General features: G+C 61.2%; 31 protein-coding genes and 1 pseudogene. 24 read left to right on the top strand and 8 right to left on the bottom strand.

The window, feature by feature from the left end; all coding sequences use genetic code 11:
- Positions 1-63: 63 nt before the first annotated feature.
- Complete coding sequence (locus CPY51_RS02420; RefSeq protein WP_195909393.1) at positions 64-1122, bottom strand: DUF2336 domain-containing protein; 1059 nt, start codon at positions 1120-1122, stop codon at positions 64-66.
- 493 nt (positions 1123-1615) lie between these two features.
- Entirely contained in the window at positions 1616-1822 is a 207-nt protein-coding gene (locus CPY51_RS33045) for a hypothetical protein (RefSeq protein ID WP_111158642.1), read from the bottom strand.
- 584 nt (positions 1823-2406) lie between these two features.
- Here CPY51_RS33045 and CPY51_RS32670 point away from each other — a divergent pair.
- Positions 2407-2574 carry a hypothetical protein gene (locus CPY51_RS32670; RefSeq protein WP_195909392.1) on the top strand — a complete coding sequence of 56 codons (168 nt, stop codon included), beginning with the start codon at positions 2407-2409 and terminating at the stop codon, positions 2572-2574.
- Between the two features lie 32 nt (positions 2575-2606).
- On the opposite strand, the gene CPY51_RS02410 is transcribed toward CPY51_RS32670, so the two are convergent.
- Both CPY51_RS02410 and CPY51_RS02405 read right to left on the bottom strand, forming a co-directional pair.
- On the bottom strand, positions 2607-3155 hold the full coding sequence (locus CPY51_RS02410) for a DUF1254 domain-containing protein (RefSeq protein ID WP_111158432.1): 549 nt from the start codon (positions 3153-3155) through the stop codon (positions 2607-2609).
- On the bottom strand, positions 3148-3735 hold the full coding sequence (locus CPY51_RS02405) for a DUF1214 domain-containing protein (protein WP_111158431.1): 588 nt from the start codon (positions 3733-3735) through the stop codon (positions 3148-3150). The genes CPY51_RS02410 and CPY51_RS02405 overlap by 8 nt, the downstream gene beginning before the upstream one ends.
- A 123-nt stretch (positions 3736-3858) precedes the next feature.
- Here CPY51_RS02405 and CPY51_RS02400 point away from each other — a divergent pair, with 123 nt between their 5' ends.
- Both CPY51_RS02400 and CPY51_RS02395 read left to right on the top strand, forming a co-directional pair.
- A complete protein-coding gene (locus CPY51_RS02400; protein WP_111158430.1) occupies positions 3859-4143 on the top strand; it encodes a type II toxin-antitoxin system RelE/ParE family toxin in 285 nt (94 codons plus the stop codon).
- On the top strand, positions 4115-4435 hold the full coding sequence (locus CPY51_RS02395; protein WP_111158429.1) for a HigA family addiction module antitoxin: 321 nt from the start codon (positions 4115-4117) through the stop codon (positions 4433-4435). The genes CPY51_RS02400 and CPY51_RS02395 overlap by 29 nt, the downstream gene beginning before the upstream one ends.
- 9 nt (positions 4436-4444) lie before the next feature.
- Here CPY51_RS02395 and CPY51_RS02390 read toward each other — a convergent pair whose 3' ends face one another.
- On the bottom strand, positions 4445-6607 hold the full coding sequence (locus CPY51_RS02390) for a transglycosylase domain-containing protein (RefSeq protein WP_244598390.1): 2163 nt from the start codon (positions 6605-6607) through the stop codon (positions 4445-4447).
- A 243-nt stretch (positions 6608-6850) separates the two neighbouring features.
- Between CPY51_RS02390 and CPY51_RS02385 the strand changes: the two genes are divergently transcribed.
- On the top strand, positions 6851-7342 hold the full coding sequence (locus CPY51_RS02385; RefSeq protein WP_111158427.1) for a YcgN family cysteine cluster protein: 492 nt from the start codon (positions 6851-6853) through the stop codon (positions 7340-7342).
- A 22-nt stretch (positions 7343-7364) separates the two neighbouring features.
- Here the strand turns inward: CPY51_RS02385 and CPY51_RS02380 are convergent, their stop codons facing one another.
- The 3 genes from CPY51_RS02380 to CPY51_RS02370 form a co-directional block, all read right to left on the bottom strand.
- Positions 7365-7694, bottom strand: coding sequence for an MmcQ/YjbR family DNA-binding protein (locus tag CPY51_RS02380; RefSeq protein WP_111158426.1), 330 nt, complete (start codon positions 7692-7694; stop codon positions 7365-7367).
- Positions 7695-7761: 67 nt separating this feature from the next.
- Positions 7762-8280 carry a GNAT family N-acetyltransferase gene (locus CPY51_RS02375; RefSeq protein WP_111158425.1) on the bottom strand — a complete coding sequence of 173 codons (519 nt, stop codon included), beginning with the start codon at positions 8278-8280 and terminating at the stop codon, positions 7762-7764.
- Complete coding sequence (locus CPY51_RS02370) at positions 8277-8777, bottom strand: c-type cytochrome (RefSeq protein WP_244598389.1); 501 nt, start codon at positions 8775-8777, stop codon at positions 8277-8279. Before CPY51_RS02370 ends, CPY51_RS02375 begins: the two co-directional genes overlap by 4 nt.
- Positions 8778-9640: 863 nt before the next feature.
- Here CPY51_RS02370 and CPY51_RS02365 point away from each other — a divergent pair.
- From CPY51_RS02365 to CPY51_RS02270, 20 genes and pseudogenes are all read left to right on the top strand, one after another.
- Positions 9641-10213 (top strand): hypothetical protein, encoded by a 573-nt coding sequence (locus tag CPY51_RS02365; RefSeq protein ID WP_111158424.1) that lies wholly within the window; start codon positions 9641-9643, stop codon positions 10211-10213.
- Between the two features lie 49 nt (positions 10214-10262).
- Positions 10263-11711 carry a DNA-packaging protein gene (locus CPY51_RS02360; protein ID WP_244598388.1) on the top strand — a complete coding sequence of 483 codons (1449 nt, stop codon included), beginning with the start codon at positions 10263-10265 and terminating at the stop codon, positions 11709-11711.
- Positions 11712-12097: 386 nt separating this feature from the next.
- Positions 12098-12745: a hypothetical protein gene (locus tag CPY51_RS02355; RefSeq protein WP_244598387.1), complete on the top strand. Its 648-nt coding sequence runs from the start codon at positions 12098-12100 to the stop codon at positions 12743-12745.
- 70 nt (positions 12746-12815) lie between these two features.
- Positions 12816-13112: a toxin-antitoxin system TumE family protein gene (locus CPY51_RS02350; RefSeq protein ID WP_111158423.1), complete on the top strand. Its 297-nt coding sequence runs from the start codon at positions 12816-12818 to the stop codon at positions 13110-13112.
- Positions 13099-13461, top strand: a complete 363-nt coding sequence (locus CPY51_RS02345) for an HVO_A0114 family putative DNA-binding protein (protein ID WP_111158422.1) — start codon at positions 13099-13101, stop codon at positions 13459-13461. The genes CPY51_RS02350 and CPY51_RS02345 overlap by 14 nt, the downstream gene beginning before the upstream one ends.
- Before the next feature lie 84 nt (positions 13462-13545).
- A complete protein-coding gene (locus CPY51_RS02340; RefSeq protein ID WP_111158421.1) occupies positions 13546-13857 on the top strand; it encodes a Dabb family protein in 312 nt (103 codons plus the stop codon).
- A 49-nt stretch (positions 13858-13906) separates the two neighbouring features.
- Positions 13907-15061, top strand: a pseudogene (locus tag CPY51_RS02335) (phage portal protein).
- Positions 15062-15117: 56 nt separating this feature from the next.
- Complete coding sequence (locus tag CPY51_RS02330; protein ID WP_111158420.1) at positions 15118-15381, top strand: CopG family ribbon-helix-helix protein; 264 nt, start codon at positions 15118-15120, stop codon at positions 15379-15381.
- On the top strand, positions 15378-15947 hold the full coding sequence (locus CPY51_RS02325) for an alpha-ketoglutarate-dependent dioxygenase AlkB (RefSeq protein WP_111158419.1): 570 nt from the start codon (positions 15378-15380) through the stop codon (positions 15945-15947). The genes CPY51_RS02330 and CPY51_RS02325 overlap by 4 nt, the downstream gene beginning before the upstream one ends.
- A gap of 405 nt (positions 15948-16352) precedes the next feature.
- A complete protein-coding gene (locus tag CPY51_RS02320; protein ID WP_111158418.1) occupies positions 16353-16673 on the top strand; it encodes a DUF6107 family protein in 321 nt (106 codons plus the stop codon).
- A 38-nt stretch (positions 16674-16711) separates the two neighbouring features.
- Complete coding sequence (locus CPY51_RS02315) at positions 16712-17314, top strand: HK97 family phage prohead protease (RefSeq protein WP_195909391.1); 603 nt, start codon at positions 16712-16714, stop codon at positions 17312-17314.
- Entirely contained in the window at positions 17307-18575 is a 1269-nt protein-coding gene (locus CPY51_RS02310; protein ID WP_111158417.1) for a phage major capsid protein, read from the top strand. The genes CPY51_RS02315 and CPY51_RS02310 overlap by 8 nt, the downstream gene beginning before the upstream one ends.
- Positions 18576-18975: 400 nt before the next feature.
- Positions 18976-19545 (top strand): head-tail connector protein, encoded by a 570-nt coding sequence (locus CPY51_RS02305; protein ID WP_111158416.1) that lies wholly within the window; start codon positions 18976-18978, stop codon positions 19543-19545.
- Positions 19546-19547: 2 nt separating this feature from the next.
- Positions 19548-19883, top strand: a complete 336-nt coding sequence (locus CPY51_RS02300) for a phage head closure protein (RefSeq protein ID WP_111158415.1) — start codon at positions 19548-19550, stop codon at positions 19881-19883.
- A gap of 106 nt (positions 19884-19989) precedes the next feature.
- The gene (locus CPY51_RS02295) at positions 19990-20391 is read left to right on the top strand and encodes a DUF3168 domain-containing protein (protein ID WP_111158414.1); all 402 of its coding nucleotides are present in this window, start codon (positions 19990-19992) and stop codon (positions 20389-20391) included.
- A gap of 81 nt (positions 20392-20472) precedes the next feature.
- On the top strand, positions 20473-20880 hold the full coding sequence (locus CPY51_RS02290; protein WP_111158413.1) for a phage major tail protein, TP901-1 family: 408 nt from the start codon (positions 20473-20475) through the stop codon (positions 20878-20880).
- Positions 20880-21242 (top strand): gene transfer agent family protein, encoded by a 363-nt coding sequence (locus CPY51_RS02285; RefSeq protein WP_111158412.1) that lies wholly within the window; start codon positions 20880-20882, stop codon positions 21240-21242. Before CPY51_RS02290 ends, CPY51_RS02285 begins: the two co-directional genes overlap by 1 nt.
- Positions 21243-21268: 26 nt before the next feature.
- Positions 21269-21469, top strand: a complete 201-nt coding sequence (locus CPY51_RS02280; protein WP_111158411.1) for a rcc01693 family protein — start codon at positions 21269-21271, stop codon at positions 21467-21469.
- A gap of 183 nt (positions 21470-21652) precedes the next feature.
- A complete protein-coding gene (locus tag CPY51_RS02275; RefSeq protein ID WP_111158410.1) occupies positions 21653-22231 on the top strand; it encodes a phage tail tape measure protein in 579 nt (192 codons plus the stop codon).
- Between the two features lie 118 nt (positions 22232-22349).
- Positions 22350-23993 (top strand): RICIN domain-containing protein, encoded by a 1644-nt coding sequence (locus CPY51_RS02270; protein ID WP_111158409.1) that lies wholly within the window; start codon positions 22350-22352, stop codon positions 23991-23993.
- The last annotated feature ends 138 nt before the right edge of the window (positions 23994-24131 follow it).

Here is a 24131-nt window from a genome sequence, read left to right as displayed (position 1 = left end):
ACCTCTCCCCGCATGCAGGCGGAATTGGCAGCTTCTGGCCGCGGCGAAGATGATTGTCGCGTCTTACCGCGAACCGCCAAAAGCGCGGGCGACGGTGCGGAGGTCGCGGCTGGGGGCGACTTGGCGGGTGAATTGCGATACGGCCGGCCGAGATGGCAGCGGGGTCGACCGTTCCTCCGGCAGGTAGGTATAGCGGTCCGCCCGGCGCCATGCCTCGACGCGTCTTTCGCAGTCTTCAGGATCGGCGTCGTCAAGCACAAGCCAGGCACGGCTGACGCTGCCATGCATGTCGGAGAGGTGTGGATAGAAGCGTTCGAGGACGAAGACGGCGTCGGCAAGACCCATGCCGAGACTGGTCAGTGTCACGGCCAGCTGTTGCCCCGAGAGATCGAGCAATATCCGCTCGGCAAGCCAGCAGGAGGCCGATAGCGCGTCGGCAAGCGTGGTGGCGAAATGAGCCGCCTCGCGCTCCCGGGCAAAGCGCACGAGCAGCGCCTCCTGCACATCGGACAAGGTCCGCAGTCCCAGGCGATCGTTGGCGCCATCGCTGAGGTGTCGGGCTATCTGCTTGATTTCACGGCGCAAGGCCTCTTCGCGAGCGAGCAACGTCGACTGCACGTCGTCGGCAGGCGAGGGATGTGCGTCGTAAACTTGTGGGAGCGGCGCCTGTTCGATGGCCCCCTCCGTGGCCCAGCCACCGCGACCGGGCTCGGCCTGCCGAAGACTGACCAGCGCGTCGATCACCTTGGGCGACAGCTGCTCGCGGCGGACGATTGCCCTCGCGTGGGCAGCCCCTTGTGTTCTGGCAATGGTGATCAGGGTGTCGTCGTCGATGATCTGCGAACTGGCGAGGAAAGGCGCCGCGATGGCAATCGGCTGGGAGCCGATGAACAGTGCCACCGCCGGCGGTACGTTCGGGCACTGCGAGAGGGCGGCCACGGCCTGACGTTTGGCTTCATCTGACGAGGCCTGGAAGAGGGGGGTGAAGAGCTCTGCGAACTGCCGCAACGCCGATTTCGCCGGGTGGGGCATGCACTCGAAGCTGCTGACCGTCGCCATCAGTACCACATCCTTCTTTCGGACAGTCAGCGGTCCTTCAAGGTCTCGAAACCGGTCGCGCACGCCAACACCCATACAAATACGCAGAACAAAGACAGGGACCGAACCCGAGAACGCATGAAGGCGAGGCGCCGCTTCCAGCCTGCTCCCCGCGCCTCGAAAAGATCCTTCGGACGGGCGAGAAACAGATAGAAGAGCCGGCGCGTAGGCGATCGTTCCAGATCTGGCTTGATCGAAAGAGTAAGGCGGGCAGGGTTAACAGCTCGTGAAAACTTTATTAAAATCCGAATAAAAATTGCCCGCTTAGCTTGCGTGGCGACGACGCGCCCAGGCACGTCCGGCACACCGGGATGCGCCCGGCAGCCGCGTTGACGGAGCGCCGACTGTTTCGAGGCGGCATTCGACCTGCGCAATCTGGGCGTGTTCTATCTGGGGAGGGCAGGCGCTGCGCGATTTTGTGAAGCTTCGGAACGAAAAATGCCCCGCAAAGGCGGAGCGCACATCTGATCTGGTCTCATCTCCGAACGGCGCATCGCCACCGCTGCGCCAGCTGAAACTATAGTGCTCGATGCTCCCGCAACGCAGCCAGCAACTTCTCGCTGGTATTGTGACCCGATTGAAAAAGGTCGATTGCGGCCGACGCAGCGAATTGAGCTTCGGCGCTCTTGATATTCAGCCGTTTTTCCACGCACCAGTTGTCGAGGGCGCCGCGTAGGACGTCCACATCGTCTGGGGAAAAGGAAGAATTCACCATTAAAGACATCATCCGCCCTCCGTCCTGCGGCAAGCGCATATATGGTAATCGTCGGCCACCGCCTTGCTTTTTAGCCGACGCGGGACAACATACGCCGTTTTTTGCCCCTCGCAAATAATATTTGCGTGACGTTTTTATGCAACACGTACATCTTTTGCAGGATATCGGTTACTTGCGCCGACGTTTTATCTAACATTATGATTTTACGATATTTTAACGGATCGTGCGATTCGCAGAATCTTGGACTTTCCATGAAACCAAATCGGCGTCGATTGCGTTTAGGGTAGGGACGTCATTCGTGTTCTGCGTCGTGAGGTTCAAATTAGTACTCTGTTAACTGTCCTATGTCTCAATTCGGGTGAGAACAGCGCGATTACTAGATTTGGTCGTAAGATGTTCGCGTGAATGCCGAAATCAGGTGTTCATGTCACGGTATTTTAAGCGTGAGTGAAAATGCCGTGAGAAAGGCGCGAATGCCCATGGCCTGGTGTCCGAAAGGACACGATCCCAGGGGAGCGCCGGCCCGCACGTAAGTCGGGCAGGGTGAAATCAGTCGCAAGTTCATCCGTCTCGAGCTGCAAATGGAGACGAGAATGGCCAATGTAATATCCCTTGGAGACAGGCGACCGCGGACGCCGCGCCCTATCGCCAAGGAACCGATGGAAGCAAAAATCCTGCTGTTTACCGGCGTTCGCTATGAACGCCTTGAATTCGTCACGCCGCGTCCGCGATCCGGCGCCAAGCGCGCGAAGACCAAATAATTGACGCCCGTCCGCTTGACGCTGGCCGGCAGTCACTGAGCCTCGAACGCCTCGCAACCCGCTTGTGACAGGAAGCCGCGCGCGGCATCGTCGAAGCTCCGCTGCGGCGCCATCGTCCTCAGCACCACGTAGCCCTCGTCCCTCGGCATTTCGACGAGGATGGATTGGGCAAGGGTCGCCGGCAGCGCCTTGCGAATGCCGGTAAGCTGGATCGGGGACGCGACCAGCACGTCGAGTATCCCCCCGACAGAGGTTCGGTCGCTCATGCTGAAGACCTCGTTAGATGCCTTGTCATAAACTGAAAGCGACCAGAACGGCACCTTTCCGTTTGCAGCCAGCCGGATCGGCTCGTCGCTGATGTCGAAGGCGCAGACCGCCGTCCTGATGTAGGGGTCGCCATTCGAAAGGCCCGCATCGTCGTCCTTGTCGTCAAGCATGTAGAAATGGTTCTCCTCGCCCTCGTCCTCGACACGGGTATAGGCATCGCGATCGCTGTAGTGCGGCAGTGACAGGATGATGACGAGATGTAGCAGGGCCGCCCCGAAGAGGCCGGTGAGGACGGCAAAGACGATCCTAAGCATGACCGCACCCGGTCTTTTCAAGCTTCGGCATCGACAGGTCGATCAGCCCGGAATTGCCGGCCGCCGGTGTGTCGAGCAGGGTCAGCACCAGCCGGAAGCGGCCCGAGGGCGGCAGCGCCAGCCAGTTGCCCGACTTGGCATCCTGCGAGATCGAAATGACGAAGCTGGAATCCGGATTGCGCAGCACCGTCCAGGAATTCAGCGCCGACGGTCGGCCCTCGATCGGCGGCAAAGGCTCGCCGTCGTCACCGGCGGTAAACAAGGTCCAGAGACGGGCCGCAGGCGTCTGGCCGCTGATCCGGTAGCTGCATCCGGCCACGAGCCTGTTGTTGTTGTCGTCATCGATCGCCGCAAACGACAGACCCTCTGCCGTCCCATAGAGCAGCCGGCCGGCACGGGCCCGGTGCGATTTCGCATAGGGGTCGGCCTCGACCGTATGCAGGCTGGGAAAGGCCTCCCACGCCCCAAGCTTGATCGCACCAAAGCCCGCGGTCGCATTCAGCGCATAAAGCGTGAACAGGATACCGCCGCCAAAGGCGATGATCAGCGAAAGCGCGACCAGAAGGGGAACCCGAAACACCTTGGCTTCCTCGTGACAATTCAATCATGAGGTTATCTGTGATTCTGAGGGGGGAGGGAAGGGCAGTGGATGTTTGAGGCTATAACGCCTTGCGTTATGTAACGCCACACGTTATGATCAACCATGATCCAAAACTTTGGAAATGCCGAAACAGAACGGATTTGGACGGGTCAGCGGAGCCGCAAATTTCCGCCGGAGATTCAAGATGCGGCTCTGAGAAAGCTCCGTTTGCTCAATCAGGCGCGTTCGCTCACCGACCTCAGGGTCCCGCCGGGAAACCGGCTTGAGGCCTTGAAAGGCAATCTGGAAGGGCAGCATTCCATCAGGATCAACGATCAATGGCGCATTTGTTTTGTTTGGAGCGAAGGAGGCCCGCGAAATGTTGAAATCATCGATTACCACCGCTGACGCGGATTGGCTGGCTAACCCGCACCCCGGCGAAATTCTTCTGGAAGAGTTCCTGAAGCCCATGGAGTTGAGCCAGAACGGTTTGGCTCGAGCAATCAACGTTCCTCCAAGGCGGATCAACGAGATCGTGCTGGGCAAGCGAAATGTGACCGCAGACACCGACTTGAGGCTGGCACGCTACTTCGGCATGTCGGAGGGCTTTTTCCTCGGGCTGCAGGCGGATTATGACCTGATGGAGCGGCGGCGGGCTATCATGCCCGAATTATCGAAGATCGAGCCGCGAGCAGCCTGAACCTTCCGCTCACCCCGCGCTCGCCACCTTCTCCGGCACCGGCGGTGCTGCAGCCTTCAGCCTGCTGCCGATGTCGTGCAGGATCCTGGTTGAATCCTGGGACAGCGAGCGTGGGCGGATGGGTGGCGGCAGGGTGGTTGCGGCGTCGGTGTCGGCAGGCGGCTTCTTGGCGGCGACCGTTTGCGGCTTTTGCACCGGGAAGGGGTCCTGGATGCCCGGGATCGGCTTCAGCACGATGCCCTGGTGGGCATAGTCCATGATCTTCTTGAAGGTCATGGCCGGAAGCGTGCCGCCGGTCATGTTGTTGGTCGAGGTATAGTCGTCATTGCCGAACCAGACGGCGCAGGTGTAGTTGCCGGTAAAGCCGATGAACCAAGCGTCGCGATAGGCCTGCGTCGTGCCGGTCTTGCCGCCGACGACGATGCCGTTGTCGAGTGCTGCCTTGCGGCCGGTGCCGATGATCGGGATCTGGGTCAGCATCTGGTTCATGTATGACGCGGCCTGTTCGCTGAGCACGCGCTTGGCCGGCGGTTCGTCCCGGTCGAAATCGTAGAGCACCTTGCCGTCGTAGCCGGAAATCTGAGAGATTCCGTGCCGCCGTGATTGCAGGCCATCGGCGGGGAATACCGCATAGGCCGTCGCCTGGTCGAGAACGGTGACTTCGGAGGTGCCGATCGGGATGGTCTTGTCGTTACGGATCGGCGTTTCGACGCCAAGCGCCTTCGCCATGTCGCGGATCGGCTGGATGCCGAATTTCTCCTTGGCAAGCCGCACCGGCACCGTGTTGATCGACTTGGCGATCGCCGTCGTCAGGGTGATCTTGCCTTCATAGCGGTTTTCATAGTTATGCGGGCTCCAGTTGCCCCAGGTGATCGGCGCGTCGACGATGGTCGTCGTCGGCGTCATGCCGCTCTCCATGGCGACCGAATAGGTGTAGATCTTGAAGGACGAGCCCGGCTGGCGAAGCGCCTTGGTAGCGCGGTTGAACTGGCTTTCGCCATAGTCCCGGCCGCCGACCATGGCGCGCACCGCGCCGCCGTTCTCGATCATGACAGAGGCACCCTGCTTGGCGTTGTAGTGCTCGCCATATTCGAGCAGGCTGGACTCGATCGAATCCTCCGCCGCCTTCTGCAGGCTCATGTCGATCGTCGTATGCACGATCAGCGAACGCTGCGAGAAGCGGGGCGACAGGCGCTGCACCTCGTCGAAGGCCCAGTCGAGGAAGAAATCGGGAGATTCGACCTGGGCGCGGTCGACGACGCTGGCAGGGCTTCGCCGGGCGGCAATCACCTGGCCCTCGGTCATGAAACCGCTCTGGACGAGGTTGCTCAGCACATCGTTGGCGCGCGCCCGGGCCGCGGGAAGATTGACGCTCGGGGCATATTTCGTCGGCGCCTTGAACAGGCCGGCGAGCATGGCGGCCTCCGCCAGGTTGACGTCCGTGATGCTCTTGCCGAAATAATATTGCGCCGCCGCCGCCGCGCCAAAAGTGCCGCCGCCCATATAGGTCCGGTCGAGGTAGAGGCTGAGAATTTCCTTCTTCGAAAGGTTGGCTTCCAGCCAGATCGCCAGGAACGCTTCCTTGATCTTGCGCTCGATGGAGCGCTCGTTGGTGAGGAACACGTTCTTGGCCAGCTGCTGTGTCAGCGTCGAGCCGCCCTGGACCACGCCGCCGGCCTGGGCATTGACGGTCAGCGCGCGGAACAGGCCGAAGACGTCGATGCCGAAATGGTCGAAAAACCGCCGGTCCTCGGTCGCCAGCACCGCCTTGACGAAATAATCGGGCAGTTCGTCGACGGGAACCGAGTTTTCGTGGATGATGCCGCGATGGCCGATGACGTTGCCGTAGCGGTCGAGGAAGGTGACGGCGAAGTTGCCGCGATTACGCCAATCTCCTTCGGTAGACTCGAAGGCAGGCATGGCGAGCGCAAGCAGGACGACCGAGGCGGCGACGCCGAGCGTCATGCCTTCGCCGGCCAGTTCGAAGACGATCCTCTTCCAGCCGCGGACGCGGAAGCGGCGGAAAAAGATGGTAATGTCTTCCCAGATTTCGGCAGCGCGGAAACCGGCATTCCAGATGGTCGAATCGATAAGCGAATCGATCCGCAGCAGCAGATGGCGTTTCCTGCGCGGTCGCTCCGGTGGCTGGCCTTCTGGATTTGATGGATCCACGTCTCGAATTCCCGCCCGAAATTGACTATATCGGCGCCACTAGCCGAAAACCGCTGCGAACTGTCACCGAGGGAGACCGATCCGGCCGGTCACGAACGATCCATAAGCGTGTTCGGTTGAATAATTGGTTGATTTGAGAAAAAGAACAAGAGAATTGCATGCCGCCGCAAAGGGCCAGCCCTCATCCTGAGGTGCAATTCGCAGAATTGCCTCGAAGGACGGGGCCGGCAAGGAAAGCCTGACATGGACGACATACCCTTCTGGAAGCGGAAATCGCTTGCCGAGATGACATCCAGCGAATGGGAAAGCCTCTGCGACGGCTGCGGCCTCTGTTGTCTCAACAAGATCGAGGAATGGGACAGCGGCGACATCTATTTCACCGAGGTCCGCTGCAAGCTGATGGACGGCGAGACCTGTCAGTGCACCAGCTATCCGAACCGCTGGGATTTCGTGCCGGACTGCGTTCAGCTGACCCCGGAAAACGTCCCTGAGATCGAATGGCTGCCGCCGACCTGCGGCTACAGGCTCGTCAACGAAGGCCGCGACCTCAACTGGTGGCACCCGCTGATCTCGGGCGATCCCGAGACGGTGCACGCGGCCGGCATCTCGGCAAGGGGCCGCTCGATCAACGAGGAAGACATCGATCCCGACAAGCTGGAAGACTATGTCGTCGACTGGCCGCTGACGGTCGGGGACGCGGAACGGGACGATGAACACGAGGAACGCAAACGCTGACGTGGCCACGGCCTTTCAGGGGCTAGTCCTCCTTCGCCGTCATCGCCTTCGGCGCCGCGTTCTTCCAGGCCTGCTGCACTAGCGCCCGGGTCGTCGCATCCTCCGCCATCGCGTGGTAAAGGCGGGTGGCTCCGCGTTCGCCCCAGCCGCCCGGCACGACAGCGACGACGTCAGGGGTGGTTGCGAGCGCCATCTGCTGCTGGTCAGGTTTCAGCATCACCACGCAGTAATCTCCGGCCGGCAACGTCAGGAAAATCTTGCCGCGCACGCGAAAATCTCGCGTCCCGAAATGCGCGTTCTCAGTCGCTTCCGGCAAGCCGAGCGCAAAGACGACAAGCTCCTCTTCGGTCATAAAACCAGTATAGCCTATCCCTGGTCGGAGCTGTAGTCGCGCAAAATAGGAAAATAGTCTCCATTTTTCAAAGCTCTCGCTCGAAGAACACGAGCCAGTCCCGCATGTCGTCGGGGAGTTCGTAGTAGGGCTCGATGCGGGTGAAACCAAAGCTCTCGTAGAGCCGCATCGCCTCGTTCTGGCGCTTGCTCGTATCGAGGCGCATCGCCGTATATCCCGCCGCCTTTGCGTCCGCGATGATCTCCCCGGCCAATGCCCGCCCGACGCCGAGCCCACGGAATTCGACGGGCACGAACATCCGCTTCATCTCGCAAACTCGCTCGCCAAGATCGCGAAGCGCCACGCATCCGGCCGGCTTCCCCTTGTCATAGGCGATCAGCAGGCTGCCTTTCGGGGGTGCGTATTTTCCCGGCAGGGAGGCAAGCTCCGCGGCAAATTCATCCTCGTCGAAATAGCGGTCGATAAGGGCGATATCATCCACATGCCGTTCGCGATGCCAGGCGACGAAGGCGCGCATCAGCGCCCGGACGTCGCTGAGCTGCGCCTCTGTTTTCGCCTGAAGAACAAGGATGCTCTCGGTGTTCAAGGCGCGACCACCGCCAGCACAGGAAAGGTCGGTTTCTCCTTGGGTCCGAGGGGTTCAGGGACTTTGTTGCTGATCGGCGGCAAGGATTTGAGATAGAGCGCGATGGAGCGGGAATCAGCGATCGTCAGATGCGCAAAATCCTTCCAGGGCATGATCTCGGCCAGCACCCGACCCTCAGGCGTAACCCCGGTGCGAAGCGCCTTGACGATGTCCTCGACAGACCATTTCCCGAGCCCGGTCTCCTTGTCGGGTGTCAGGTTCGGCCCGACGAATGTGCCGGGAGGAATGCGAAAGCCGACATCGGAACCGCCGAGATAACGGCTCATGTCGACCTTCCCGAGGAAATATCCCGGCGTATGACAATCGCTGCAGCCACCGAACTGAACAAGATATTTGCCGCGAGCAACCGTCGCCCCATCCGCCCCCTGCGCCGTCGTCGCGCTGAGACAGAGGCAGGCAAACAGCAAGGCAGCAGAAACCGAATAACCCGACCGCATCGACGTCTCCATTGGGATTTGAAATCCAGCGCATATTAGCGATAGGTAATTCGCACCACAATCATACGTATTGATTGCGCATAGGGCAGGGAGGCATGATTGTACTAATCCGAACGGAATATTTGGGGGATAGGAAAATAGTCCTTGACTACGTGACGGTGTTTCGGTAGGGTTCAGGCATAGTCGAAGAGTTGCGAAAATCTTCTGCCCTTGCGCAGGACTGGGTCGTTCCCTCGCCCCGTTCTTACGGGGAGAGGGCTAGGGTGAGGGGCGAAACTGTCCACGCACTCCTCCTTCTCGATGACGTCTGCGCTGCCCCTCAACCGGCTTTCACGCTTTCGCTTCGCGCAATCGCTCAAATCCACCTTCTCCCCGTTTTACGGGGCGAAGGGGTTGGACCTTGTTCGGTCCGGAGTCACGTCCTCTTGCGGTGAGAGGCTGAAGCGCGAGAAAATTTTGGAAATCGAGGCCGCCGCAACCCCTTCTCCCCTCGGGGAGAAGGTGCCCGAAGGGCGGATGAGGGGGCTTCCGCAGGACTCGATAGACCTGAAATTCAAACCTAAACAAAGCATCCTCTCCCGTACCGCCCCCTCATCGCCTCGCTCTGCTCGGCACTTCTCCCCGAGGGGAGAAGGGGGAGGCCGCGGCGCCGGCAGAGGTGCTCATCTATCTCCGGCGTGCACGTGCGGTCGCCTCCTCCACCTCCCCCTTGATGGGGGAGGTCGCAGCGAAGCTGCGGGTGGGGGTGATCTTTGGGTGTCTGAGGCGGTCACCCCACCCCGGAGTCCTGAGCTTGTCGAAGGACGCTCCGACCCTCCCCCTCAAGGGGAGGGTTAAGTTCACCCACTCATCAAGGTGTATTCATGAGCGATATCGAGACATTCGATCCGGCGCTGTTCGGATCGTGGCCGCCGCCTGGTCGTCACGAGGTGACGGCGGGATGGAGCGCGGAGGAGAGCCGTGCGCAGGCGGAGGGTCTTTTTCTGGAGACCAAATCTGCCGAGGCGCCGCAGGAGGCGCTGCGGATGCTGATGAACGACATGACGCAGGAGATGCGCGACCAGTTCGATTATTTCCGAAAGCTGCGCACCGCCGCGGAAGCGAAGGCCGGCGGGGAGGTCGACGACGCCGAGGCAAAACTTGCTCGTGCCGACGTCAAGGCCGCGACCGATGCGATGTCGCTAATCGTCCGCACGCTGGAAAAGGTCGACAGCCTGCAGCGCCAGCTTGCCCGAGACCGTGACCTGGAGGCCGAACGCAATGCCGATCGACCGGGATATGAAGAGGCGAAGAGCAAGCTTCTCGCTCTCATCGAACAGAAAGCCAATGAACGCGCTGAGATCATCATTGCTGAGCGGAGCCGCGCAGCTGCCGAATTGGAAGCATGCACCGCCGTTGGCACCGGCCCGCCCGGTGAGCGAAAGCCGGAAGGCTGAGGCCAGCCTTCGGCGGCTGTTGCAGTGCTTGGCAAAATACGAGGCGCGGATGATCGAAATCGATGCGGCGCTCCGGGCAATCAGGGCGGCGACGGCGGCCGGTCGAATGCTCCGGTCGGCGATGGCAGATCCGCCTGTTGCAACGATCGAGGCCCCGGAAAATTCTGTGAAGCCGGAAGGTGGCGCGGAAGCTCAGGTCGGGGCTTTCGTGGGTCCGGACGCGGCCCCGTCGCTCGTGAACGACACGATCATCGACCAGATCACTTCAATATCTCGTTTTCAGGGACTCCAGGCTGATTGGGACATCATCGGCCGTCCCGACCAGAAGCCGCCCGCCGGCGACTGGCATACATGGCTGGTTCTTGGCGGCCGAGGTTCGGGAAAGACGAGGGCGGGGGCCGAGTGGGTGCATGCGCTCGGCAGTGCCGGTGAAAGATCCAACATCAGGATCGCGCTTGTGGCGGAGACGCTGGGCGACGCCCGCGAGGTGATGATCGACGGCATGTCGGGCATATCGAGGATCGCCCGCGAGCACCGGCCGGATTTCGAGATTTCCCGCCGCCGGCTGGTCTGGCCGAACGGCGCTGTGGCGCAGATATTTTCGTCCGAAGACCCCGAAAGCCTGCGTGGTCCGCAGTTTCACTATGCCTGGTGCGACGAGCTGGCGAAATGGAAATACGGGCAGGAGACCTGGGACATGCTGCAGTTCGGCCTGCGCCTCGGAGCCTTCCCTCGGCAGCTGGTGACGACGACGCCGCGGCCGGTGCCGCTGGTCAAGCATCTGCTGGCCGATCCCGGCACCCGGCTGACGCGGCTGAGCACGCTGTCGAATGCCGGAAACCTGGCGCCCGGCTTCATCAATGCCCTTTCCGTCCGCTATGGCGGCACGCGGCTAGGCAGGCAGGAGCTCGACGGCGAACTGATCGAGGACCGCGAGGACGCGCTCTGGAAGCGCGATGCGATCGCCGCCGTCACGCTGCGTTTCACCGGCGTCTTGCGGCGCATCGTCGTTGCGGTCGATCCGCCGGCAGGGGCCGGCAGCGGCTCATGCTGCGGCATCGTCGTCGCCGAGCTCGATGGCTCCGGCCGCGCGGTGGTGCTGGCCGATTGCTCGGTGGAAGGCGCCAGCCCCGCGACCTGGGCTACAGCAGTCGTCAAAGCCTATCGACGCTTCGATGCCGACCGCATCGTCGCCGAGATCAACCAGGGAGGCGACATGGTGACGGCGATGCTTCGCAGCATAGACGCCAACCTTTCGGTTTCGACAGTCAGGGCGACGCGCGGCAAGTTCCTGCGCGCCGAGCCCGTTGCCGCCCTCTACGAGCAGGGCAAAGTCGCGCATGCCGGGAGATTTACCGCACTTGAGGATCAGATGTGCGACTTCGGCCCGGATGGCCTGTCCTCAGGCCGGTCGCCAGACCGGCTCGATGCGCTGGTCTGGGCGCTGACGGCGTTGATGCTGGAAGGTGGTGGAGAGCCGCGCGTACGCGGCATTTGACCGTTTCTTTCAAGCCTGATGCATGTCAACCGTGAGAAGGTTTGGGTGCAGGCTTTGGTGCAGGTTCGCTGTTGGTTTGCATTTGGCGCCATTCGCTTTCAAGGCGCTCGAAAACGTGCTGCGGGATCGTGGTCTGGGTAGTCGCTTGCTTTTGCATTCAATCCTCTCTCGTTCAACGAGGCACACAACGTCGAGAACACAAGGATGGTTCCACATCGCAAAGCGATTGTAAATCATGGCCTTATACACTTTAAACGATTGAATTCTTTTTAAACGATTGAATGCAGTGGACAACGTTTTTGTGCTCCCAGTCCAAATTGATACCACTCGCGCCAACGTGCCCGCCCGCCGTGACAAGAAGTGGAAAAGGCGGGAAAAGGGATGGGATGAGCAAGATCGATCGCACGTTTTTCTTCGAACACCTGCGTAAGCGGCTCTATCCGCATGGCCTCGACCAATCGCAGATGGACGGCCACCGGGTCATCCTGGATGAGTGGGAAAGGAACCACGCGACCGATGACGATCGATGGCTTGCCTACATCCTTGCAACTGCGCACCGGGAGGCGGGTGCAGGACTGCAGCCCGTCTGCGAAAACCTGAACTACAGCGAAAGGGGACTGCTTGCGACATTCCCGAAGTACTTCGGCATTGCCGAGGCCAGGGCCTACGCCCACCATCCGGAGCGAATTGCCAACCGCGCCTATGCCAACCGGATGGGCAACGGCAACGAAGCGAGCGGCGACGGCTGGCTGTATCGCGGCCGCGGCCTGGTCCAGATCACCGGCAAGGCCAACTACGCGAAATTCGGCTGCGCGAAGAGCCCCGACACCGCGCTCGTGCATCAAACCGCGATCAGAATTCTATTCGACGGCATGATCGACGGCGCCTTCACGGGAAAGAACCTCGCCGGCTATTTCAACAGGACGACAGCGGATTGGGTCGGCGCACGGGCAATCGTCAATCCAGGCAATCTCGCCGACCTGGTCGGCGCCAACGCCCGGGCCTATTATGCGGCAATCGGCTACATGGTGTGAGAGTTTGGCCATTGACGACCTGTCCGGAATTTGATGTTGTCGACGACATATGCTATAGAGAACATATGTGATGCCGCCTGCCACGCTGATCATCAGCCGCAAAAATCTATTGGCCAGCGGCGCCATAGTTCAGATTCGCGTATGGCGACTTCCGTCGCTCGATGACGAGCGGCCGCACGGGTTGAAGTATTCGCTATTCTACGGCCGACCGGGTGAACGGATCGTCGCTTATGACAATGAGGCCGGCAAGGGTGACCACAGGCACTACAGGGATGTCGAAGAGACTTATGTCTTCACCACCCTCGAGCGCTTGATCAAGGATTTCGAACGGGACGTAAGGCAGGAGATCGACAATGAAGGAAGTTAGGCTCCATGTCGCAAGCATTGACGACTTCTTCGCAGGCGCTGCTGCTGCCGGGCGGAAGGTCGACGAGGGAGATTTTTCCGAGCAGGCCGGCATCATCGCTTTCGAAAACATGGAAGTGCTGCTTGCGGTTTTGACCGCAAACCGGTGGCAGCTTCTACGTCAGCTGCGAAAAGAAGGCCCCACATCGATCCGCCATCTATCCCAATCGCTGAAGCGGGATTACCGGGCGGTGCACGCCGACGTTCATGCGCTGATGGTCACGGGACTGATCGAGCGCAACGACAGGGGACTGATTTCGGTACCCTGGGAACGGATCACCGCGGAAATGGCGATCGACCTGGCTGCGTGACGCCTACGCGCTTTTTTGTCATGTTGAACCGCTGGGATGCGCATGCTAACCGCAGGGCAGGGATAGTCCTAAGGAGTTTTCCGCGTGATCCGCCATATCGTGTTTTTCAACGTTCCCGACCGGGCCAATCTCGAAGCGGTACGGGCAGGGCTGTCCATCCTGACGGAAATTCCGTTTGCGCGCCTGGTGGAAGTCGGTTTGAATGTGAAGACCGACCAGCTGGGAACGGATGTGGACCTAGTGGTCTACGGTGAATTCGATGACGAGGCGGCGCTGGCGGCCTACAAGGCGCATCCGAATTATCAGATATCCATCGAGCGCGTCCGGCCCTTGCGCGAGATGCGGATTGCCGCCGACTACGACACCGATACTGCGGTGAAGGCGCCATTGGGCTGACCTCCAGCCGCTTTCGATTTTGAACCCATAAAGGAATGAGCGGATGAAAATCCCATTTCGTCTGCCGTGGCGGCAAGCCGCGGCGGATCGCAAAGCCGTGCCCGAAACCAAGGCATCAGGCGGTCTGCTGACGCTTGCGGCCGAGGGCAGGGCGCATTGGACCGGACGCTCTTATGCGGCGCTCGCTCGGGAAGGCTTCATGAAGAACCCGATCGCCCACCGCTCCGTACGCCTGATCGCCGAAGCGGCCGCCTCGGTCTCCTGGCTGCTCTATGCCGGCGATAGCGAATTGACCGAGCATCCATTGCTGGCGCTCATGCGCCGGCCGAACGCGCGCATGGCCGGGCCGGAATTCTTCGAGGCGCTGCATGGTCACCTGCTGCTTTCGGGCAACGCCTACGTCGAGCCGCTCCTGATCGGCGGTGAATTGCGCGAGCTCCATCTTCTGAGACCGGACCGCATCAGCGTCGTCGAAGGCCGCGATGGTTGGCCGGAGGCATACGAATATCGCGCCGGCGGCCTGGTGCGACGGTTCGCGGTGGAGACCGATGGTCTGGCGCTGCTGCACCTGAAGCTCTTCCATCCGCTCGACGATCATCTCGGCTTCCCGCCACTCGCCGCAGCCCAGGTGGCGCTCGATCTCCACAACGCTGCCGCCACCTGGAACAAGGCGCTGCTCGACAACTCGGCTCGCCCCTCAGGTGCGCTGGTCTACCAGCCGAAGGAGGGCGGCAACCTCTCGCCGGATCAATACGAACGCCTGAAGCTGGAGCTGGACGAAGGCTATTCCGGCCCGATGCGCGCCGGCCGGCCATTGCTGCTCGAAGGCGGGCTCGACTGGAAATCGATGTGACTTTCCCCGAAGGACATGGACTTCGTCGAAGCCCGCAATGGTGCTGCCCGCGACATCGCGCTCGCCTTCGGCGTTCCCCCGATGCTGCTCGGCATCCCGGGCGACAACACCTACGCCAACTATCAGGAGGCCAACCGCGCCTTCTACCGCCTGACCGTCCTGCCGTTGCTGAACCGCATAGCCACCTCGCTCTCCCTCTGGTTTGCCGGCGCCTACGGAGACGATCTGCGGCTGGAACCCGACCTCGACAAGATCGCCGGCCTCGCCGCCGAGCGCGACCAGCTTTGGACACGGCTGGCAGGCGCGGCCTTTCTCACGGACGAGGAGAAGCGCCAGGCGGTGGGGTATTGATTCCTCGTACCTTCGAAGCAAATTTGTTATACGCCGTATTACAAAAGGAGCTTCTAATGTCCAAGCCAGTCCTCTCCGACCCGATCGCCCTTCGCCTTCCCGAAGACATCCTCCGCGACATCGAAACGATCGCAAAGGCCTCCGAACGAACCCGCAGCTGGGTCATCGTCCGGGCGCTGAAATATTATCTGTTGGCTGAGGGCAAGGACATTCTCGAAGTGTTGAAGGGCGAAAACGATATTAGGGAAGGCAGGTTTGTCGATGCCGAGGTGCTATTTGCGGAGCTTGACCGCCTCAACGCGGACACGACATCCAGATGAGCAAAGCGGATTTGCCGCCGGGCGCCATTCATGTTTCGAATTTCCTCTCGAACGAAGAGCAAGCAGCGCTTGCAGCTGTCCTCGACGACGGTGTCTGGAGCACAGAACTCAAGCGCCGCGTCCAGCACTTCGGCTATCGATACGATTATCGTGCAAGGACGGTCACGGACGATGCCTATCTTGGCCCGCTGCCGGACTGGCTTGCCCGGCTTGCCGATAGGCTGGTCCGGGAGGGCTATTTCGACCGCTTGCCGGATCAGGTCATTGCCAACGAATATCTGCCGGGGCAGGGCATCAGCGCCCACGTCGATTGCGTGCCGTGCTTTGCCGAGTGGATTGCCTCCCTCAGTCTGCTTTCGGCCTGCGAGCTGGTATTTCGCGATGTGGAGCATGGCGAGCGGCGGTCCCTGATTTTGGAGCCGCGTTCGCTGCTGCTGCTCGGCGCGGAGGCGCGGTATGGATGGACCCATGAAATTCCGGCGCGTGCTTCTGATGTCATCGAGGGTGAAAGGCTGTCCCGACAGCGCAGGATCTCGCTGACGTTCAGGATTGTCATGAGGTCTTAGGGCGCTGCGCCCCGCCCTCATGGTGAGGTGTATGGTGGAGCGCAAGCGCAACCATGCCTCGAACCACGAGGGTCGGGCCCGGAGCTGCCATTTACGCGATTTGAAGCTGGCCCCACCGAGCAAGCGCCCCCGCCCTTCGAGGCTCCGGCCGATGGCCTGCGCACCTCAGGGTGAGGGCTCTCTGATACGCGGAATTTTTATCGATTCTCTCGCTCGCCAACCCGACTCAATTTCCGAAGCCTCGGACTCAACCTCCGAAGATCCCGACCCAACCATTTCAAAAGACTCAGAAAACGCCGATTGCCTGACGTAACGTCAGGCAGATCGCAGCCGGCCGCGTGACGCCGGTGAAGGGCCGTTGAACACAGCGCCCGTCCGACCATCATATCCAGGAGAGATTAAGAAATGGCCGAGTTCTCAGGTGATGCAGGACTGTGGGCGGAGAGGGCCGTCGGGGCGGCGGCGGGTGCTGCGGTTTCGCTGATCTATTTGCTGCCGAAGAGCCGGCGCGAAGCCGCCAGCCGCTTTTTCACCGGTGTCGCCTGCGGACTGACCTTCGGCGGCCCCACCGGGGTCTGGATCGCCGAGCGGCTGGAGCCGGCCGCGATCCTTTCCGCGTCGGAAGTGATGCTGTCCGGGTCGGCTGCGGCCAGCCTTTGCGCCTGGTGGGGCCTCGGCATCCTGTCACGGCTGGCTGCCCGCTATGGCGACAAGCCAGGCTCGTAACGCCGGAACAACTTCCATCACATCAAGGAGAACCAACCATGACCGCGTCAGGCGCCCGGGAGCGCAGCCCCATGGGCATCGATACCTGCAAATTCGCCAATCTCGAACTGAGGGGGCTGGGGAGCGACGGCAGCTTCTCGGGCTATGCCAGCGTCTTCGAGGAAGTCGATCTCGGCAAGGACAGGGTCGAGCGCGGCGCTTTCCGCAAGTCGCTCGCGGAGCGCGGCCCGGGCGGCGTGCGCATGCTGTTCCAGCACGATCCTGCCGAGCCGATCGGCGCCTGGAAGACGATCCGCGAGGATGCCCGCGGCCTCTATGTCGAGGGCGTATTGGCCGACGGCGTGGCGCGGGCCCGCGAGGTGCACCAGCTCCTGAAGAATGCCGCCCTCGACGGCCTCTCGATCGGCTTCCGCACGGTGCGCGCCAGAACCGACGCCAAATCCGGCGTCCGGCGCATCCTCGAGGCGGACCTCTGGGAGATCTCGGTGGTGACCTTTCCGATGCTGCCGTCGGCCCGCGTCCAGAATGTCAAGAATGCGCGGTGGTTCCGCGACAGGGAAACCGAGCTCGTCCGCACCATGCGGCGGGCGACCCGGATGTTGATGACAGAAACCTTCAAACAAGGAAGATCTCATGACTGAGCAGACGAAAAATATCGCCGCAAACCGCAGCGCACTGGAAATCAAGACGGTGCCGGACACGGTGACCGGCGCCTTCGACGACTTCATGGGCGCCTTCGAAGCCTTCAAGGACGTCAATGACCGGCGCCTGGGAGAAATAGAGAGCAAACTGACCGCCGACGTCGTCACGCGCGACAAGATGGACCGCATCAATCGCGCCGTGGACGAACACAAACAGGTGCTGGACCAGCTCCTGCTGAAAAAGGCCCGCCCGCCGCTCGGGCGCCCGGGATTTGGGTCGTCCGGCTCTCCCGAGCACAAGGCGGCGTTCGAAGCCTATATCCGCGGCGGCGACGAGGCGAGCCTGCGCGACCTGGAAGCCAAGGCTCTATCAGTCGGGTCCGACGGCGACGGCGGCTATCTGGTGCCGCCGGAAATCGACAGCGAGATCGGCCGGCGCCTCGCGGTCATATCCCCCGTCCGGGCGCTCGCAACTGTCCGCCAAGTCTCCAGCTCCGTGCTGAAGAAGCCCTTCAACACGACCGGCCTCGCATCCGGCTGGGTATCGGAAACGGCAGCAAGGCCTCAGACCAGCACGCCGACGCTCAGCAACATGATCTTCCCGACCATGGAACTCTACGCGATGCCGGCCGCGACCCAGGCGCTGCTCGACGACTCCGCGGTCGATATCGAAGCCTGGATCTCGAGCGAGGTCGATGTCGTCTTTGCCGAGCAGGAAAGCGCTGCCTTCGTCTCCGGCGACGGCGTCAACAAGCCGAAGGGCTTCCTGTCCTACACGGCGGTCGCCGACGCGACATGGAGCTGGGGCAATCTCGGCTATGTCGCGACAGGTGCCGCCGGCGCCTTCAAGCCCGTTGGCCCGACCGACGTTCTCGTCGACACGATCTACGCGCTGAAGGCCAGTCGCCGCCAGAACGGCAACTTCATGATGAACCGCCGCACGCAGGCAGCACTGCGAAAGTTCAAGGATGCGGACGGCAATTATCTCTGGCAACCGCCGGCAGTTGCAGGCGCAACGGCGTCGCTTATGGGCTTCCCCGTGGCGGAAGCCGAGAATATGCCCGACATCGCGGCCGATGCGTTCCCCATCGCCTTCGGCGACTTCCGCGCCGGCTATCTCGTCGTCGACCGCGTCGGCATCCGCGTCCTCCGTGATCCCTATTCCGCCAAGCCCCACGTGCTGTTCTACACCACCAAACGCGTCGGCGGCGGCGTCCAGGATTTCGAAGCCATCAAGCTGGTGAAGTTCTCGGCAGCGTAGTTTCTTCACCCTCCCCTTGAGGGGGAGGGTCGGCACGCAGTGCCGGGGTGGGGTGACCGCCTCAGACACCCAACAGTCACCCCCACCCGCGCCTTCGCGCGACCTCCCCCATCAAGGGGGAGGTAAGGGACCGCAGCCTCCGATCTCAACCCTCCCCTTGAGGGGAAGGGTCGGCACGAAGTGCCGGGGTGGGGTGACCGCCCCAGACACCCAACAGTCACCCCCACCCGCGCCTTCGCGCGACCTCCCCCATCAAGGGGGGAGGTAAGGGACCGCAGCCTCCGATCTCAACCCTCCCCTTGATGGGGAGGGTCGGCACAAAGTGCCGGGGTGGGGTGATCGCCTCACACACCCAACTATCACCTCCCACCCGCGCGCTCGCGCGACCTAAGGACGACCCATGACCTATGCCCTGATCGCTCCGCCAACGGCGGAGGCGCTGTCGCTTGCCGTTGCCAAGGCGCATCTGCGTCTCGACACACCTGACGAAGACGATCTCGTTCTGACGTTGATCCGCGTTGCCCGCGAACATCTGGAGCGCACGACGGGTCTTTGCCTGATCACCCAGAGCCTAAGGCTCTATCTTGATTCAATATCTGAAGACGGCGTGATTCAGATTAGCAGAGGGCCGGTGCAAACCATTGAAAAAGTGACGGTTTACGACGCGGCCGGAAATGCTGGTCCGGTCTCGCTGGCAGGCCACATGCTCGACGGGCGGCGACGCCCGGCACGGCTGATGTTGCCGCAGCGTCCGCAGCCGGCTCGCACCGTCAATGGCATCGAGGTCGATTTCACCGCAGGGTTCGGCGCCACCGCCGCCGATGTTCCGGACACGCTGAAGCGCGCGATGCTCACCCACCTCGCTCAGATGTTCTCCTGCCGCGGTGTCGTTGCGACGGAGGATCAGCCGGCGCTGATCCCGCCCGGCTACGACCGGCTGGTTGCACCTTTCCTGATACGGAGGCTCTGACCATGCGCTCGACTTTCTTCGACCCGGGGCAGATGACCGCGCGGTTGAACCTCGAAGTCCCGGTCGAAACGCCAGACGGGCAGGGTGGCGCGACCACGGTTTTCGAGGAGAGGGCCTCGGCCTGGGCGCTGATCGAACCGGTTGCTTCGGCTGTTGCGGAAGAGGCCGGCAGCGAGATTTTCACGCGAACGCATCGCATCTGGCTGCGGTGGCGCACTGATGTCTCGATCGGCATGCGCCTGCGCAAGGGCGCGCGGATATTCCGCATTGGTGCCACTGAGGACCCCGACGAAACGCGCCGCTATCTGATCTGCCATTGCGAGGAGAAACTGCCATGAACGCGATGCTGCAATTCACGCTACCCGACCTTGCTGCGCTGCTTTCGCGGCTAGCCGCGGCGGGTCGGCAAACCCGGCCGGTGAAAACCGAAGTCAGGCAAGATCGATGAGCGCGGCGGCCAACGACCTGCTGCGGGCGATCCACACGCGGCTCGGTGCCGATGCAGCCCTGACAACCCTCATCGGCGCGGATGGCATCCGCGACCGGCTGGTCACCGGAAAACAGCTGCCCGCGATCGTCATTTCCGAAATGACGACCAGCGACTATTCGACGGCGACCGAACCCGGCGAGGAGCATCTCCTTGTCCTTGAAGTCTGGTCCGACGCCGCCGGCCAGCGAATTGCCCAGGAGATCGCCGCCATGATCCACGCCTTGCTGCAGGATGCGGCGTTGCCACTTGCCGCCCATGCCCTCGTCAACCTCCGGCACGCTTCGACGAAAGCGCGACGGGAGCCAAAGACGCGCCTGTTTTGTGCGGAGATGCGGTTTCGCGCGGTGACGGAGTAATTGCCGCAGCCCGTTTCGACATTTTGATTTGAACTGACAGGCGCCCCTCGTGGCGCCGTTTTCTTTGGAGAGGATAGTGCGATGGTGGCGCAGAAGGGCAAGGACCTGCTGCTGAAGATTTACAATGGCAGCGCCTATGGGACGGTGGCTGGCCTGAGAACGAAGAAGCTCTCGTTCAATACGGAAACTGTCGATATCACCGATGCCGAAAGCGTTGGCCGATGGCGCGAACTGCTGGGCGGCGCCGGCATGCAGCGCGCTTCGCTCGGCGGTTCGGGCCTCTTCAAGGACCAGGCTTCGGACGAGCTGATCCGCAATGCCTTCTTCAGCGGCTCGATCCTCTCCTGGCAGATCGTCATCCCGGATTTCGGAACGGTGACGGGGGCTTTCCAGGTGACGGCGCTCGAATATTCGGGCCAGCATAACGGCGAGGTGACCTTCGATATCGCGCTGGAATCGGCCGGCCCCATTGCCTTCGGAGGGCTCTGATGCCGAGGCTACGCACTGGCGCGCGCGCCAATCGCCATCGCGGCGAGATCGAGGCCGAGATCGATGGTGAACGCCGCATTCTCTGCCTGACGCTCGGCGCCCTGGCCGAGCTGGAGACAGCCTTCGCCGCCGACAACCTTTCGGGACTTGCCGCCCGCTTTTCCGACGGAAAGCTGAGGGCCGCCGATATGATCCGCATCATCGGCGCGGGCCTTCGCGGTGGTGGCAACGTCTTTTCCGACGAGGATGTTGCGACCGTCGGCATCGACGGCGGTATAGCCGCTTACGCCGCGGTCGTCCGGGATTTGCTGACGGCGACATTCATGGGGGATCGGGCGGACGCCACGGTGGACCCTCTCTAGCCGCAGCGGGCAGCATTTCTGACAGCTTGGACAGCACGGCTCCGGCTCCGTTCCCCTGGCGCCGTGTTCTTCACGTCGGTCTTAGCCTGCTGCGGCTTCCACCCGACACTCTGTGGGCGATGACGCCGATCGAGTTCCACGCGATGGCCGGCGGCTTCTCGCCTCGTGCTGGCACACTCGAGCGGAGGAATTTGCGGGAACTGATGGAGCAGTTTCCAGATAGTTAAGGCAATTCGAATTTGATGCTTGACGAACATATCGACTCTTATTAGCTGTATTATATAATAAAACACTTTATACGAGTATTCTTATTTTCGTGTAGGTAATGTGTCGGCGCATGTGCCGAGAGTGGGTTTTCATCGGCACGGCAAGAGCTGGCCGAACAGTTTCTGCAAGTTTTAGGAGCCCCCATGGACGAGAGCGATAACGACCTTTCCTCGACCAACGACCAGGCACAAGCCCTCAAACGGACGCTGGACGATCTTGACGGCCGCTCGCGCTCCTTCGGCGCAGCACTGGCAGGCGCGTTGACATCGGCGACCATGGGAGGGAAGGGCCTCGACAGCGTCCTGCGAGGTCTCGGCAATCGACTGACTGATATTGCGCTCTCGGCCGGCCTCAAGCCGTTGGAGGGTGCAATCGGCAGCGCAACAAGCAGCCTTGCCAATGGCATCGGCAATCTGTTCGCCTTTGCCGACGGCGCCGCACCTGGCCGGATGACGGCTTTTGCCGACGGCGGCGTCGTGGCATCGCCAACCTATTTTCCGATGGGCGGCGATCTCGGCCTGATGGGCGAGGCGGGTTCGGAAGCGATCCTGCCGCTGAAGCGCGGTTCGGACGGTTCGCTCGGCGTGGCGATGTCGGGCCACGGTGTATCGCCGATCGTCTTCAATGTCACCACGCAGGACGCGCACAGCTTCCAAAAGAGCGAAGCCCAGATTTCCGCAATGCTGGCGCGCACGGCGATGCGCGGCCAGCGCAATCTATAGCAGTTTTAAGTACGCTTTCCTCAACATGAAGCGCGAGGTTTCCCGGCAAATTTGCCTCAGATTACGTGCACGTAAAAGTCAGAAAAACTGACATCAGACCCGACCAAGGAGAGAAATTATGTTGAAGCAAGCATGCCTCACGGGGATGGTTCTCACCATGCTATTAAATCTGATGTCTGCATATGCAGCGTCTCCGAGTTGCACGGCGGCGCTGACGCTCCCCAATTCTTGGCTCCCTGTCGGCGGCAAGAGCGATGCTACGTTGACGCTGACCAACGACGGGGATGTTTTGGCCAAGGCTGGACTGATGATCAGAATGCCGTCCGGTTTCAGCGCCGCGAATCTTCCCTCAGCGTGCGGGGGCGGCTTCAGGGTAGCGCCTAGAACCGGTAGTTTGGTCCTCGCGGGGGTATCGATCCCGGCGAAAGGCTCATGTACCTTCAGGTTCACCATGAACGTTCCACCCGTCGCATCGATGCCGCCGAGTGAGCGTCGCATTTTTTCGATTGTCCCGGCCAAGAGCCCTAATTTGGCAACCGCGGACGCTATCAGTGTACCGGTCATCAGCGAGATACTGGGATCAACACCGGGTTTGTACAGCAACACGACATTCCCTGCCGGCATCTCCAGTGTCGCGCAGCTGGATCTCTTCATCACGCCCAAGACAGATCCTGGACCAAATTCCAACGTCTTTTGGTCCAACCAGATCGACAGCCTCGGTGGCTACACCGGCTTGCAATCGACCGAGTTGGCATCCGGCCCAGAAGGTTACGGCAAGCAATTCCTTTTTAGCCTGTGGGGCGCAACTGATGCGCGACCAGGGACGCCTGCGACTGCGGGCATCGGTGCAGGCAGCTATTGCACGGTCAGTCAAACCGCGACCGACGGCGCTTCAGGCGCGCAGTGTCGCTATCGTTACGAATGGCAGGCCGGTCATATCTATCGCTTCCGAGTAACGGCAGATACGGCGCTGGGTGCGGGTTGGTACAAAAGCAACGTGACGGATATTTCGCCTGGATCAAATCATGATTCGTTCGACATAGGCAGCATCTATGTCGGCAATCAAAAAACCGACGTGCCCGTCACCACCATCAGCCAGTGGGTCGAGTATTTCGATTGGAACTCCGAGCGCACAAGCTGCGAATCCGTCGCGCATACGGAGGTAAAATTCAAAATCCAGGCGTTCGATCAATTCGGCACGCGAGTGATTGTTCCGGCGCCACATGTAAGTGCAAATGCGGGGTGTTCAGAAAGTTTCTTTACTGTAGGGAGCGGCAAGAATGGCGAGGCAACCCTAGTAGGGGGACCGAATCAGTCTGCCGCCGGTCTGCTCAAGACGGACGGCAAGTGTCTTTCCACGAAGGCTGGCTTGACGGATGGCTCGCCGGTCGGATCGAACGACGCAATACTTCAAACATGTCCTACACTTGATGATATGAGGCGCGTAGGTGGTGGATCATATAGTAGCCATTTATGGGTGCAGTCAGCAGCTGGCACGATCCAGATCAAGAACAATTATTGCCTGACTGCCCAAGGCGAAGACGTCGGTGACAAGGTGATCCTTGCGACATGCGTGCAGAATGCCGCCAACCAGAAATGGACCTTCACACAGCCAGACAAGGCGCCTTTGGGTACTCAGATAGTTGCAACGAGCAGAAACTTGTGTTTGGCGCAAGGTGCTCCGGACGGCACCCTGAATTTGCAGTCATGTGCCTTGGTCGGCAACATTTGGACGATACCCGGAAAAAGCTTTAGCTACTGATATGCCGATAAACATCGACACCGATATTTACCTGCTGTCGTAAGGTCTTCAACATGCTGAACCATCAAGCAAGTATGAAGAATACAGCGGCAATATCGGTGTCGATGGGGTTCCTTGCGGCAGGGCGCGTGAGATGAA

Source organism: Arminella tubonensis (assembly GCF_003240585.1).
GTDB lineage: Bacteria > Pseudomonadota > Alphaproteobacteria > Rhizobiales > Rhizobiaceae > Rhizobium > Rhizobium tubonense.
Note: the sequence above shows the minus strand (reverse complement) of the source record. Positions and strands in the feature narration are given on the sequence as shown.

Coding starts and splice junctions, on each gene's coding strand:
- CPY51_RS33045 (WP_111158642.1), bottom strand. CDS start 1,822: ATGTCTTTAATGGTGAATTCTTCCTTTTCCCCAGACGATGTGGACGTC.
- CPY51_RS32670 (WP_195909392.1), top strand. CDS start 2,407: ATGGCCAATGTAATATCCCTTGGAGACAGGCGACCGCGGACGCCGCGC.
- CPY51_RS02410 (WP_111158432.1), bottom strand. CDS start 3,155: ATGCTTAGGATCGTCTTTGCCGTCCTCACCGGCCTCTTCGGGGCGGCC.
- CPY51_RS02400 (WP_111158430.1), top strand. CDS start 3,859: ATGATCCAAAACTTTGGAAATGCCGAAACAGAACGGATTTGGACGGGT.
- CPY51_RS02395 (WP_111158429.1), top strand. CDS start 4,115: ATGTTGAAATCATCGATTACCACCGCTGACGCGGATTGGCTGGCTAAC.
- CPY51_RS02385 (WP_111158427.1), top strand. CDS start 6,851: ATGGACGACATACCCTTCTGGAAGCGGAAATCGCTTGCCGAGATGACA.
- CPY51_RS02380 (WP_111158426.1), bottom strand. CDS start 7,694: ATGACCGAAGAGGAGCTTGTCGTCTTTGCGCTCGGCTTGCCGGAAGCG.
- CPY51_RS02370 (WP_244598389.1), bottom strand. CDS start 8,777: ATGCGGTCGGGTTATTCGGTTTCTGCTGCCTTGCTGTTTGCCTGCCTC.
- CPY51_RS02365 (WP_111158424.1), top strand. CDS start 9,641: ATGAGCGATATCGAGACATTCGATCCGGCGCTGTTCGGATCGTGGCCG.
- CPY51_RS02360 (WP_244598388.1), top strand. CDS start 10,263: ATGATCGAAATCGATGCGGCGCTCCGGGCAATCAGGGCGGCGACGGCG.
- CPY51_RS02355 (WP_244598387.1), top strand. CDS start 12,098: ATGAGCAAGATCGATCGCACGTTTTTCTTCGAACACCTGCGTAAGCGG.
- CPY51_RS02350 (WP_111158423.1), top strand. CDS start 12,816: ATGCCGCCTGCCACGCTGATCATCAGCCGCAAAAATCTATTGGCCAGC.
- CPY51_RS02345 (WP_111158422.1), top strand. CDS start 13,099: ATGAAGGAAGTTAGGCTCCATGTCGCAAGCATTGACGACTTCTTCGCA.
- CPY51_RS02330 (WP_111158420.1), top strand. CDS start 15,118: ATGTCCAAGCCAGTCCTCTCCGACCCGATCGCCCTTCGCCTTCCCGAA.
- CPY51_RS02325 (WP_111158419.1), top strand. CDS start 15,378: ATGAGCAAAGCGGATTTGCCGCCGGGCGCCATTCATGTTTCGAATTTC.
- CPY51_RS02320 (WP_111158418.1), top strand. CDS start 16,353: ATGGCCGAGTTCTCAGGTGATGCAGGACTGTGGGCGGAGAGGGCCGTC.
- CPY51_RS02315 (WP_195909391.1), top strand. CDS start 16,712: ATGACCGCGTCAGGCGCCCGGGAGCGCAGCCCCATGGGCATCGATACC.
- CPY51_RS02310 (WP_111158417.1), top strand. CDS start 17,307: ATGACTGAGCAGACGAAAAATATCGCCGCAAACCGCAGCGCACTGGAA.
- CPY51_RS02305 (WP_111158416.1), top strand. CDS start 18,976: ATGACCTATGCCCTGATCGCTCCGCCAACGGCGGAGGCGCTGTCGCTT.
- CPY51_RS02300 (WP_111158415.1), top strand. CDS start 19,548: ATGCGCTCGACTTTCTTCGACCCGGGGCAGATGACCGCGCGGTTGAAC.
- CPY51_RS02295 (WP_111158414.1), top strand. CDS start 19,990: ATGAGCGCGGCGGCCAACGACCTGCTGCGGGCGATCCACACGCGGCTC.
- CPY51_RS02290 (WP_111158413.1), top strand. CDS start 20,473: ATGGTGGCGCAGAAGGGCAAGGACCTGCTGCTGAAGATTTACAATGGC.
- CPY51_RS02285 (WP_111158412.1), top strand. CDS start 20,880: ATGCCGAGGCTACGCACTGGCGCGCGCGCCAATCGCCATCGCGGCGAG.
- CPY51_RS02275 (WP_111158410.1), top strand. CDS start 21,653: ATGGACGAGAGCGATAACGACCTTTCCTCGACCAACGACCAGGCACAA.
- CPY51_RS02270 (WP_111158409.1), top strand. CDS start 22,350: ATGTTGAAGCAAGCATGCCTCACGGGGATGGTTCTCACCATGCTATTA.